Annotated in this window: 11 protein-coding genes; 2 read left to right on the forward strand and 9 right to left on the reverse strand. The window is 44.5% G+C overall.

Features of this window, described 5'->3' with window-relative positions; all coding sequences use genetic code 11:
• Positions 1-133 precede the first annotated feature (133 nt).
• Positions 134-826 carry an inorganic pyrophosphatase gene (locus HRU80_14220; protein ID QOJ30566.1) on the forward strand — a complete coding sequence of 231 codons (693 nt, stop codon included), beginning with the start codon at positions 134-136 and terminating at the stop codon, positions 824-826.
• 417 nt (positions 827-1243) lie between these two features.
• On the opposite strand, the gene glnA is transcribed toward HRU80_14220, so the two are convergent.
• The 8 genes from glnA to HRU80_14260 form a co-directional block, all read right to left on the reverse strand.
• On the reverse strand, positions 1244-2671 hold the full coding sequence (glnA, locus tag HRU80_14225) for a type I glutamate--ammonia ligase (GenBank protein QOJ29960.1): 1428 nt from the start codon (positions 2669-2671) through the stop codon (positions 1244-1246).
• A gap of 38 nt (positions 2672-2709) precedes the next feature.
• Positions 2710-3156 (reverse strand): Lrp/AsnC family transcriptional regulator, encoded by a 447-nt coding sequence (locus HRU80_14230; protein QOJ29961.1) that lies wholly within the window; start codon positions 3154-3156, stop codon positions 2710-2712.
• 362 nt (positions 3157-3518) lie between these two features.
• Positions 3519-4343, reverse strand: a complete 825-nt coding sequence (locus HRU80_14235; GenBank protein ID QOJ29962.1) for a glycosyltransferase — start codon at positions 4341-4343, stop codon at positions 3519-3521.
• A gap of 332 nt (positions 4344-4675) precedes the next feature.
• Complete coding sequence (locus HRU80_14240) at positions 4676-4834, reverse strand: hypothetical protein (GenBank protein ID QOJ29963.1); 159 nt, start codon at positions 4832-4834, stop codon at positions 4676-4678.
• A 6-nt stretch (positions 4835-4840) separates the two neighbouring features.
• A complete protein-coding gene (locus HRU80_14245; protein QOJ29964.1) occupies positions 4841-5290 on the reverse strand; it encodes a hypothetical protein in 450 nt (149 codons plus the stop codon).
• Positions 5263-7080: a carbamoyltransferase gene (locus tag HRU80_14250; GenBank protein ID QOJ29965.1), complete on the reverse strand. Its 1818-nt coding sequence runs from the start codon at positions 7078-7080 to the stop codon at positions 5263-5265. The genes HRU80_14245 and HRU80_14250 overlap by 28 nt, the downstream gene beginning before the upstream one ends.
• Positions 7081-7084: 4 nt before the next feature.
• Entirely contained in the window at positions 7085-8935 is a 1851-nt protein-coding gene (locus HRU80_14255; GenBank protein QOJ29966.1) for a peptidyl-prolyl cis-trans isomerase, read from the reverse strand.
• 156 nt (positions 8936-9091) lie between these two features.
• Positions 9092-11365 carry a carboxypeptidase-like regulatory domain-containing protein gene (locus HRU80_14260; GenBank protein ID QOJ29967.1) on the reverse strand — a complete coding sequence of 758 codons (2274 nt, stop codon included), beginning with the start codon at positions 11363-11365 and terminating at the stop codon, positions 9092-9094.
• 176 nt (positions 11366-11541) lie between these two features.
• On the opposite strand from HRU80_14260, the gene trxA reads away from it, so the two are divergent.
• Entirely contained in the window at positions 11542-11871 is a 330-nt protein-coding gene (gene trxA, locus HRU80_14265; GenBank protein QOJ29968.1) for a thioredoxin, read from the forward strand.
• Positions 11872-11997: 126 nt separating this feature from the next.
• On the opposite strand, the gene HRU80_14270 is transcribed toward trxA, so the two are convergent.
• Entirely contained in the window at positions 11998-13182 is a 1185-nt protein-coding gene (locus tag HRU80_14270; protein ID QOJ29969.1) for a hypothetical protein, read from the reverse strand.
• Positions 13183-13188: the final 6 nt, after the last annotated feature.

Genomic DNA, 13188 nt, shown 5'->3' on the forward strand with positions numbered 1-13188 from the left:
AATCCCGCAGCCATCAAAACTATCAGAATTTTGGGTTAAAATTCCATTATTAATTTTATCTGCCTCACAAATGAATCCCCAATCTCCCTATTTTAGAAGCAGTAATTAAAAAATACTTGCTGCTATGAAAAAACTGAACGACCAGAGTATTGACCGCATCGCCCTGATGATGGGGCAAATCTTCAAACCGCACCCCTGGCATGGTATCTCCATCGGAAAAGATGCCCCTGAAGTTCTTACCGTATTTATAGAAATTGTACCTACGGACACGGTAAAATATGAAATTGACAAAGTAACCGGTTACCTTAAAGTTGACCGGCCGCAACGGTTTTCTAACATAATCCCCTCGATGTACGGCCTTATACCCCAGACCTATTGCGGAAGAAAAACCGCCGATTACTGTATGAAGCAGACAGGTAAAAAAGGGATTAAAGGAGACGGTGACCCGCTTGATATCTGCGTTCTGACCGAGAAAACAATTTCCCATGGAGACCTTATTCTGAAGGCAATTCCGATCGGCGGATTCAGAATGCTCGACGGCAATGAAGCTGATGATAAAATCATAGCTGTTCTGAAAGATGATGCTATATATGGTGAGTTTACTGACATTGACAAAGTACCAGAAACCGTAATTGACCGGCTAAAGCATTATTTCCTGACGTACAAGGAAATTCCCGGTTCAGAAACTCCCAAATGTGAAATCACTCATATTTACAATAAAACCGAAGCTCACGAAGTCATCCGCCGGGCCCAGGAAGACTACCTGAATCGCTTCGGGCAAATCGCCAAAAAGCTGACAGATCTGCTGAAAGCACAGGTGGAATAGTTGTAATGAAAAAATGAAGAATGAAAAATTTGTGGTTAGCAGATAAATAATACCGGTATCTTGTTTGACCGCAGAGCGGTCACAAATTGTCAACAAACGAACAAACCTCACACATCCATTACCGCAGAGCGGTCACAGATTGGCAGCAAACGAACAATCCCCACACATCCATGACCGCAGAGCGGTCACAGATTGGTAGCAATCGAACAATTCCCACACATCCATGACCGCAGAGCGGTCACAGATTGGTAGCAATCGAACAATTCCCACACATCCATGACCGCAGAGCGGTTACAGAATGACCGTCGCGCCAGAACCGAAGCCAAAACCCGCAGGGGTGATATATTCATCCTGCACCGTATATATACAAAAAAGGGCTCCGTACGGAGCCCTTTTCATAAGTATATTTACTGATTCTTAGCAATCATAATACAAATGGAATTCATACGGATGCGGCTGAAGCGCCATCGGTTTGATTTCCTTTTCGGTCTTATAGGCAATCCATGAATTCACAACATCTTCGGTAAAGACGCCGCCTTTAAGCAGGAATTCATGATCATTCTTAAGCGCATCAAGTGCATCAGCAAGTGAAGGAGGTGTTGAAGGTACATCCTTTAATTCCTCCGGAGCCATATCGTATATATCCTTATCAAGCGGATCACCCGGATCAATACGGTTGATCACACCGTCAAGTCCGGCCATCAGCATTGCGCTGAATCCGAGATACGGATTTCCTGATGCATCAGGGCAGCGGAACTCAACACGCTTTGCTTTCGGACTGGTTGAGTACATCGGTATTCTGATTGACGCAGAACGGTTGCGCTGTGAGTAAGCAAGATTAACCGGAGCTTCAAAACCCGGTACCAGACGCTTATATGAATTTGTTGTCGGGTTGGTGAATGCAAGCAGTGAAGGTGCATGCTTAAGCAGACCGCCGATAAAATAGAGAGCCATTTCACTTAAGCCCGCATAGCCGTTTCCTGCAAAAAGCGGTTTTCCGTTTTTCCACAGACTGGTATGCACATGCATTCCGCTTCCGTTATCACCGTAGATCGGCTTCGGCATATAAGTAACGGTTTTGTTTGCTGCGCGTGCTGTATTCTTGATGATATACTTAAACATCATCAGCTGGTCAGCAGCGGTGAGAAGCGGAGCAAAACGAAGATCAATTTCGCACTGGCCGCCTGATGCAACTTCGTGATGCTGTGCTTCAACATGAAGTCCGCATGCCTGAAGATTAAGCACCATATCATTGCGCAGATCCATCAATGAATCTGTAGGAGGCACCGGGAAATATCCTTCTTTATATCTTGGCTTGTATCCGAGATTCGGCATTTCATCGCGGCCGCTGTTCCATTTACCTTCTACTGAATCAACTTCATAAAAACTTCCGTTTGGCGCGGAGTTAAAGCGGACATCATCAAACACAAAGAACTCTGCTTCAGGACCATAATAAACGGTATCGGCAAGTCCGGTTGATTTCAGATAAGCTTCAGCACGCTGGGCTATACTTCTTGGGCAGCGCTCATATTTTTCGCGGGTTGCAGGATCATGCACATTGCAAATAAAACTCGCAGTTGGTGCCTGAATAAACGGGTCGAACCAGAACGTGGTGGGGTCGGGAATGATAAGCATATCGCTTTCATGAATTGCTTTCCAGCCCCGGATGGATGAGCCGTCAAAGCCGAATCCATTCTCAAATGATGAACCGTCAAACTCCTGTGCCGGGACGGTGAAGTGCTGCCACTGACCCGGGAAGTCAACAAACTTGAAATCAATGAACTGAGCTTTGCAGTCTTTAATCTGCTTAAGCGCTTTCTCGATGGGAGACTGAGCTTTTGCCATGTAGTGTACCTGTTCCTTATTATTTATTATTTGTGATGTTATAATTCAATTCTTGCAGTTTCTTTGGAAGTTGAGAGGACGAAATTCGTCTGGGTTGAGAGCACTCCCGGCCATGACTGGATTTCCGAAAGCAGTTTCTCCAGAGCATCGGTATTTTTAACTACCGCTTTAAGCAGATGGCTGCCCTCCCCGAGGATTGAGTGACATTCCAGAATGTAGGGGTTCTTTTCCGCTTTCTGGGTGAGTGCCTTATAATGCTTGGAAGACTCACTCCTGACCATAATGAAGGCCATAATATCGTAGTTGAAAAACTTTTTGTCTAATTTGGCGTAATACCCCTGAATAATCCCCTTTTCTTCCAGTTTATTCATCCGTTCGCTTACCGACGGGATGGACATACCGATTTTCTCGGCAATTTCGCTCCTTTTGGTGCGTCCTTTTTCCTGAAGGATATTAAGAATCTTAATATCTAAGTCATTTACCATTATTTACCTTAGAAAATAATAACTTTTAGAAATAAGGGTTCAATATATTAGGGAGATTTCAGATTTCCAAAGAAAAAAAGTTAAGGAATTATGAATTGTGAAGTATGAATTATGAAGGATGAAGTATGAATTATTGAGGGTAAAGAGGATCAATTCGTGGAATTCGTGTCTCAGATTCGTGGAATTCGTGTCTCAGATTCGAGGAATTCGTGTCCCAAATTCGTGGAATTCGTGGAATTCGTGTATCAAATTCGTGGAATTCGTGTCCCAAATTCGTGGAATTCGTGTCCCAAATTCGTGGAATTCGTGTCCCAAATTCGTGTAATTCGTGTTACACTTTGCCACGAATGGCGCGAATGAGATCAGCTGCTTTTTATTCCGAAGGGGGTGAATGCCAGCTTTTCTGATTTGACCTGTTCAAAGAGGTCTAAATTAACCTGTAGCCGGGGCTGGAGTTTGTGATAGAGGTGGTACTGAACCGCAATGCCGTTGAGTGACTTCAGATCACATCCGGTAAGTTCCATCCTAAACTGGATGTCAGAGTCCTCGCCGATTGAGGGGGCCTCATAACGCTCATCAAAACCGTTTACGGCAAGCAGATCATCCTTGAAGGCGGAAAAATTGCAGCCCAGCACTCCCCGTTTCTTGCGGTTCATAAAGTCACGAAGGTAACCATTCCGTATATATATCCCCTTCTCGACATCATACGATTTGCCAAAGATGCCGTCCATATAAAGCGAAAACGGTTTTTTCCACAACCAGCCGTCGGCGATTTTTTCAGGAGTGATCTGCGAGGTGATTTTTTCTGAGAGGTTTACCCTTCTTCCGGTGAGCACGGTTGATTCTTCCCTGTTCTGATAATGCTCCTTAACAAACTCAGGATGCGGAATGCAGTCCCCATCAACAAAGAGTATATATTCAGCTCCGGCGGCAACAACAGCTCTGTTAAGAATCCGGTTTTTACGGAATCCCTTGTCCTCCTGCCAGAGATGCCTGAGAGGAAAAGGGAAATCTTCACTGAGTTTTTCGATCTGGCGGACAATATCTGCAGGAGAACCGTCATCGGCTATGATAACCTCAAAATCACGGAAACTCTGCTGCTTAAACCCCTCAAGCAGAAGAATAAGATAATCTATCTTCTTATAAAAAGAAATAATTACGGAAACAGCAGGGGATTTTTTACTCATCGTCTCCGGTGAGTTTTTTCTTGAGCTTAATCCGTTCCTTCTGGCGGTTGTAACCAGATTTATCAGACATTACGCGGGAGGGCTTCCGGGCCACGGGAATACGCTTCTTCGGCCTGCGCACCGTTACGGTTTGTACTGATTTTGTAGAATTTTTCTTTTGCATGTGTAAATATAAGGAAGGAAAGACACAGTACCTTTATATGCAGAAACGGGTTTGATGGGACGCGGATTTTATACAGATGCGAAAGCAGCGCTGATTTCCGCGGATCAAAATTTCTGCGTTAATCTGCGGGACACTCTTTGCGCCCTGGCGTCTTTGCGCGAACTTTTCCTCAGAACAGTGCGTATATAAACGGGGCGAGGGCTGAACCCTGGGTGATAATCAGCAGACCGCCAATCAGCACCAGAAAAATAACGATGGGCATCAGCCACCATTTTTTCCGTTCACGCAGGAACTGCCAGAGTTCTGATACGATAGATAATTTTGACATGATAAATTAAAACTGCTTTTCGTAATCAGAGGGCTGCTTTATCGCATACTCTCTTTTTTTCCAGTAGGTAGCGGCAGCCGGATTCGCTTTTGCGTGGAGTAAATCCTTACCGCTGATTCGCAAAAATAGCCCGATAGGAGTTAATACCAAATAGTAAAGCGCTCCCAGAATGAACCGTGTCATGAACCACCCCATAATGATAGCCAGAGTCATCCAGATCAGATTCAGAGGTTTCAAGAAAGCTGATGCAATAAAGGCAAAAGCAATCAGAAGTGCCCCTCCGCCGGCCAGCCAGATACCCCAGCCGCCTGAGGAATACATTCCCCACAGCCCGATAAGCAGCATCACCCCGCCAATGGTTATCCCGAAATTGCGCAGGGTTTTCGGGGAATTGTCAATATTTTTTATTTCTTCTTTTAACATACAATCTAATCTAACTGATATTCTTTCATCCATCCGCTGCCTTCTTTTGGCTCCGGCTGAAGGGTTTTGTCGATAATATAATTCTCTAACACCAGATAGTCCATTTTAGTTCTCATAAAGCACCGGTAAGCATCCTCAGGGGTGCAGACTATCGGTTCCCCCCTCACATTAAACGATGTATTGATGATAACAGGACATCCGGTTTTCCGGTAAAATGCCTCTATTAAAGCATAATAACGGGGATTGGTCTCTTTATGAACTGTCTGGATGCGTGCAGAATAGTCCACATGGGTAACAGCGGGAATCTCGGATCTGACCTGATTAACCAGATCAATGCCGAACAAATTCTGCTGTTCCTCTGAAATTTCCCTCTGCTTCTCTTTTTTAACATCAGCCACCAAAAGCATATAGGGACTGTCATAATCCATCTCAAACCACTCAGCGGTTTTCTCTCTGAGCACCGAGGGGGCAAAAGGACGGAAACTTTCACGGAATTTTATTTTTAAATTCATGACGGACTGCATCTTTGGGGAGCGGGCATCACCGAGGATACTTCTGCCGCCAAGCGCACGGGGACCAAACTCCATCCTGCCGGAAAACCACCCTACTACTTTTTCATCAGCAATCAGATCTGCAGTTCTTTCGATCACTTCACTGTCACTAAACTTCTGAAAAGGAATAGCATTCGTCCTTAGGAATGATTCAATCTCGTCATTGGTGAAATGAGAGCCTAAATAAGAACCGGACTGTGAATCAGATTTCGAAGGAACAGTCCTTTGATTCTTCTGATATAAATAGTAACCGGCCAGTGCGGCACCGAGCGCCCCCCCTGCGTCACCTGCCGCGGGCTGAATCCAGATATCATCAAAAATTTTTTCCTGCAGAATTTTTCCGTTTGCGACACAGTTGAGAGCTACACCGCCTGCGAGCACCAGATTTTTCTGACCGGTCTCTTTGCGTATATACCGTGCCATTTTCAGGACGATTTCTTCAGTGACATCCTGCACGGAACGGGCAAGATCCATCTCACGCTGAGTGATTTGTGACTCTGGCTCACGGGGCGGCCCGTCAAATACATCACTAAACCGCTTATTGGTCATGGTTAAACCGGCGCAGTAGTCAAAATACTTCATGTTCATGCTGAAGGAGCCGTCATCCTTAATATCAATCAGATGTTTGTAAATTGTATCCTTATATACCGGTTTGCCATAGGGAGCAAGCCCCATCAGTTTGTATTCCCCGCTGTTAACGCGAAAGCCGGTATGATAGGTAAAGGCAGAGTAGAGCAGCCCAAGCGAATGAGGAAAACGGATTTCCGCGTGAAGCTGAATATCATTCCCTTTGCCAACACCATATGTTGTTGTTGCCCACTCCCCTACTCCGTCAATGGTGAGTATCGCAGCTTCATCAAACGGTGACGGAAAAAATGCTGACGCTGCGTGAGACTCATGATGTTCAGGGAAGATGATTTTGCCAGAGTAATTCAGTCTCTTTGCTATCATATCTTTCATCCACAGTTTTTCCCTCATCCAGAGAGGCATTGCTTTGATAAAAGAACGGATACCTGCAGGAGCATACATCAGGTAGGTTTCAAGAAGCCGTTCAAACTTAAGAAACGGTTTGTCATAAAAGGCAACCAGAGAAATATCTTCGGGTTTAATCCCCGTATATATCAGACAGTTTTCCAGTGCCTTTTCAGGGAATCGGTGGTCATGTTTTTTGCGGGAGAACCGTTCTTCCTGTGCAGCATAGATAATCTGCCCCTCTTTAACGAAGGCCACGGCCGAGTCATGATAAAAAGCTGAAATTCCGAGGATATACATCAGTTCAGGGAAGCGCTTTCAGCATTTGAAGATAACGGGGGTACCAGTCAAAGTTCGGCGCGATAATCGGCACGCCGGTAACAGAGCCGCCAAAACCGAGATACCGCATGCCGATGGAGTTAATCTCAGTAAGATCCAGCCCGCCAAGGACATCAGGATCCATGGAAATGCCGTACTTAACGGCAAGTGACGCGGTGTAATTATCAATTTTGCTTTTCAGACGGCCATACCCAATGTTGGCCTTGATCTCATGTTTAAGCTGCTCGTACGATTTTTTCGGATATTCAATGTAGTCTTCTTTCTTGCCGATCAGTTTAATCAGCGAATATCCGTCTGAAGTTTTAATCGGGCCATATATATCACCTACCTGCAGGTCAGCGGCAATACGACCGAGTTCACCGTACATAATCACCGGGAACCAGCCAAATTCTCCGCCTTTACCCTGTGTGGACTTGCGGATGGTAAACGAATCAGCCACCGCGCGGAAATCAGCGCCGGAGTTTATCAAATCAAGGCAATAGGCAATCGTTTCCTGATTATCACTCAGTATCTCAAGGATATTAACCTGAGCGGGATAGTGAATCTCTTTATTATATCTTTTATAATAGTCTATTGCCTCCTGCTCTGTCACGGTAACAGAATCATAAAACTGTGAGCGGAGAGATTGAAACAGATAATTATCCCTCCACATCGTAATATCGGTCTGAACCTCCGGCAGATTCAGCAATCCCAGTTTTCTTGCCTCAACAGCAAGCTGGTCATACTCAATAAATTTTCTGATGCGCCGGTGGAAGTTGCGGAAGAGTTCTTCAGCACGGATATCCTCAAAATTAAGACCGTTAAATGCCTCAAGCAGGAAATATTTTCTAAGAGAATATACCCGGTCGTCCACCTGAATAAAATTCATCTGCTGGGAGTCTGCCGGGATGGAGTTCAGAAAACGGTTAACATCGCGTGCTGATACTTCAAGTTTTTCCCAGTCTGTTATCTTTTCTTCAATCTGCTTCTGCATCATGGCATCATGCAGTTTAATGGAGAAGTATTTCAGGAATGGGGCAGAGATAGTTACCTGCTTCCCTTTCATAAAGCCGGTCAGATATTCACGGAATCGCTTCTGCTCTTTGCGGGCACGGAGGATTTTTTCTGCATCCTTCAGTTCATCCTCCGGGGTCATGGTTTGAGAGGTTTGCAGCACTTTATTCCGGACGAAGAATATATATAAACCGTCAGGCGATTCAAGCGGGCCGGTAAACATTCCCGGCTCCATACTGAAGAGTGAATCTTCAATCTCATCAGGCATCTGCCCGTAAACAATTTCAACCGGTCCCGGCTGTTCTTCATTTTCAGGACGGGCGCTCAGGATGGTATCGAACGGAACACCCTGCTTCAGCAGATTGTGAAGCGCGGCTACTTCTTCATCATCCCAGGTGATCAGATAATTCACATAATATTTTGTCCTGTACTTCTTTAACGAAGCAAAGAGCTCTTTATCCGTTATACTGATTTTTTCCCGGATTTCTTTTTTATAAAGAGCGTCACGAAGAAACATATTTTCTAACGATTCAGCTGCGATGAGCATCGCCTCCGTTGAGTCAAGACCAAGAGACTCTGCCTCGCGTGCCCATAGTTTTTCAGCAATGAGCGACTGCAGGAACTCGAGCCGCACACCAAGATTTTTATCCTTAGGTTTCATTCCCGGTTTGGGATTCAGCTCATAGCGCTGTATAAACTCATCCGTAGAAATAATTTTACCTCCAACAATGCCGGCTGGTTTTCTTTCGGAAAATTGCTGAGCTCCGGCTGAGAAGGAGACAACCGCCAGAATGGAGAAAATCAGAAATGTCTTATGCGTCATTTACAGAATAATTTGAAAATAATCAGGTAAAATAGCCCTTTTTACCTAAATTCCGGGGTTAAATGAGGGTACCGCACAACAATAAAAAAGCGGAAAGAAGCAATGCTTCTTTCCGCTTAAATTTATGAGGAACTTAGATTATGCTGAGAATCCCCGTCAAAACTCCAGCGATACTCCAATTGAGGGAAGTATGCCGATTGAGGAGTTTAGTTCAGCTTTCTGCTCTCTCGGGTTCCAGCGGACGCTTCCGGTCTTGGTGTTGTTATAAACATTCTGCACATCAAGGTAGGTAATAAGGGTCAGGTTTTCAAAAAACCATCTCTTATCAACCCGGAGATCCAGAGCGTGAGGATTGTCACTGCGGACTGTGTTATAAAGCGCGACGCTCTGAGAGCCGTCAGCATTAAACGGGGTTCGCGGCTTTGCGGTCGCATATCGGAATTTCATGCTCATCTCCCATGCTTCATTAAACTTGTATCCGCCGCTCAGATTAAAAATAACCGTCTGATCATAGGTACCGGTTCTGGCGATTCCGTCACGAGCGGTGAATTTAGCTTCACCAAGGGTGAAACTCATGATTCCATAAGCCCGTATATCTGAAAGTTTCTTCTGGATGGAAAACTCAATTCCGCGGGCATACCCTGTTCCTTCACTTGAAAGCGGTTCGAGGCCAAATGATGAAAAATTATCCTCCGAACCGGAGAAACCGGCTCCGGTATTAGCCAGCACCAGATAGGGCCTGACCAATGAAGCAGGATAATCGCTATAGTCTTTGTAATATCCCTCAACTTTAAGCTGTGCGTCTTCTCTGAGGCGGTAGTCGAAGCCGAGTATATACTGATCGGTCCGGATACTTTTAAGCCGCTTATTCTCAGGGAATGATGCAAGCCAGATATATGAAGGTGACTGACGGTAAACTCCCGCAGAAAAATTCACGCTGAACAGCGGCGAAAACATGTAGGAAAGTGCAAAGCGGGGGCTTATATACTGCTTCGTCTCTATTTCATCAAAATAATCAAGACGTACTCCGGCATTTGCTGTCATGCGGTCGGTAAGCATGTACGTATAATTGGCAAAAAGCCCGCCTTTCAGAAAGTTCTGAGCAACGCTGGTGGAATCCAATGGGAGGATGTCACCAAACGTGGTTCTGAACGATGCGAGCTTTATATCCGCTCTGAACTTGATAAGTTTTATATCTCCACCGATGTTCAGTTCAGTTTTCTTGCCGAACTTCAGTACTGCTTCAGCTTTCAGTTTATTTTCTGCTTCGAGCGACTCATTAAGGAAAATCGGATTCAGCAGTGAGTCCCGCTGTGAGGTATTAAAGTCAGTAAAATTCCTTGAAAGCAGCACATCAAAGAAACCATTGCTGAAAAGTTTCCGGTAAGAGAGACCTGTCAGATACTGTATCTGGTCGCTTCCGAGCACTCTGGAATTTTCAAAACGCTGATCTTCCGTTTCGTTGAAATAACGGACATTATCAAAAGCCGATACAAAAAGATATGAAAGCTTTGAAGTCTTGTCAATATTCCATGAGTACTTTCCGAGAACGTCATAGTATTCCGGAACAAAACCAAAACCGGCAGCTTTAAATATAAAATCAAGGTAGCTTCTTCTTGCTGAGAAAAGCAGCGAAGAGTTGGATGTAACAGGGGTTTCAAGGTTTAAACCAAACTGCGAGGCCGAGATAGTTGCCTTGCCGCCTGCCCGGTCATTTCTTCCCTCGCGCAGTTTTATCTGCAGTACAGATGAAAGTTTATCACCATACATAACAGGGAAACCTCCTGTGGCAAATGAGGTTTCATCAACAAAGTCAAGATTGATAAAACTGAGCGGACCACCGGTAGCCCCCTGATTGCCAAAATGGTTGATATTCGGCACTTCAAATCCGTCCACCAGATAAAGATTTTCTGACGGGGCACCACCGCGGACGATCAGGTCGTTCCGGCCAGCCTCGGCAACGGCCACTCCCGGCAGTATTGAAAGGGCACGAACAACATCCTCAAATCCCCCCGGAGCACGGCGGATCTCCTCGTATCCGAAATAGGTAACACTGTTAATTTCAGTAAGACTGCGGGAAAAATAGTCGGAGGTTACCGTTACCCCTTCCAGTTCAATTACCGATGGCATAAGTTCAAAATTAATGACCGCTGGCTTTGCGTTTGATACCGTAATATCCGTCTTGGTTACGGTAGTATACCCAACCGCTGAAACCCTTACCCGGTAACTGCCGGGTTCAAGCCGGGTAATGGAATATTTTCCGTCCAGATCGGTTGCCGCACCGCCGCTGGTTTCAACAACAAAAACGTTGGCAAACGGCAAGGGCTGTTTAGAGGTTGCGTCAATGACGGTTCCTGATATCACTCCCTGATTATTCTGGGCATGAAGAACTGTAAGTGCTAAAAAGAAAATTAAAACTGCTTTTTTCATCTGATTTCTGTTTGTTTACTGATAACTATAACCCTGAATAAGGCCTGATAGTTCACTCAGAAACGGTAAAAAAGTACACGGGGGCAGGTCTGGTAATCTATTCCGAAAGTTTTTTTGAATCCCCCGCCTGAATGCCGGCATCATACTTTTTAGAATTTTTAATAATAAGGAACACAATGAAATACGCTATCGAAGGAACTGACTCAACATTTGATGAACTGGTGCTCAAATCAGACAAGCCCGTGCTTGTTGACTTCTGGGCTCCCTGGTGCGGCCCCTGCAGAATGGTTGCCCCGGTTGTGGAAGAAATCGCTCAGGAATATAAAGACACCGTAAAAGTGGTCAAAATTAACACTGATGAAAACCCGATGATTGCAACCCAGTTTGGCATCAGAAGCATCCCGACAATCGGCATCTTCATGAACGGCAAAGCAGTTGACGGAGTTATCGGTGCAGTCCCCAAGCAGCACCTCGTTCAGAAACTGACTCCGTATATAAAGAATTAAAATAAATTATACTTTTCCCGGCGGCAGATTCAGGGTAATGAACTCTGCCGCCCCATTATTTTAAACTACTCCACACCGTAATTACCGCCTGCTCCCAATAATTAATTTCCGCAATTCAATAAGAAATCATCTGGTTTCATCAGACCATCTCTTCAGCGCCAGGATCAGCTTGTTTTCACTTTCACCGGTGAATATTATGAGTGACAAAAACCCCAAGAGCACCAAAGATTCAAGCAGATAACTGAGCACAAAAGCATTTTTCGTCCCGTGAAGAAGAATCAATATTACCGGAAGTATCAGCAAAAGAATATCCGGTGCCGGGAATCTTTTGATTAACTGCCTTGCACTTTCAGTGCTCATAATGATAAAAACGGGAAATGCCGCAACAATAAGCCTCTCTGTATTATATGCAAACGCGATTGACATTAAGCTCAGTAAATACAATGGGAGGAATCTTAGTAAAGATTTGTAATTACTTCGCAAAAACAAAAACGGTAGTAACAGTAAAGAAATCCCAAATGTACCGGCAGAAAAAGTGATCAGATCCTTTAAGCCGAAGTCATTAAGTCTTAGTAGGGCAATATTCTTAATCATGTATTCTAAAGTATAAATATGCATCTCTCTTTGATCCGGAGGAAGTGACAGAACATATTCATCATCGCCGTTTAAGGATGGTACAGCCAGGCGTAATAATAACAGGACTGTAGCTGCAGGGACTGCAAGAAGAACCGTACGCAAAAGAAGATGCCATTCAAATGTGCGTCCGGTCTTTATGGTAAAATAAAGCGGAGCAAGAAAAAATACTGTTTCCTTTGCTGTTACCCCAATCGTAAGTATGAACAAAAACAATAAATCGTTCTTTTTATAAATAGCCCAGAGACCGGCAGTTATAAAGAAAAACGCCAGAGAATCCGTCAGCCAAAAATTGTACAGATTATAACTGGTTGCCCAACCGAGTGAAATAAAAAGTAAAGCACCAAACAATGAAAGTATTCTTGTGAATCCGATTGTCCTGAGCAGCAGGTAAAGAAAAATGGATGCCCCAAGCAGTGCAATAAAACTTAGAACACGGAAATTTGTCTCTAAAGAAAATGGCATTAGTTTAGCCAACAAAGGATTCAGGATTCTCCAGCAATACGGAGAAATGTAGAACTCAAACAACGGGTGTTCAGCCATATACATATAATGGTGATGATCCCACGAAAGTGAAAATGCCGGATGCTGTGATGTAAAAGGAGGTGTAAAAAAGTAAAGATAGAGAAGGGCTAAAAACAGAACAGAACCAACGGCAAAAAGTTCTTTCAATCGCATTTTTGA

Source organism: Ignavibacteriales bacterium, from assembly GCA_015709675.1.
Taxonomy (GTDB): Bacteria; Bacteroidota; Ignavibacteria; order Ignavibacteriales; family Ignavibacteriaceae; genus H2-BAC3.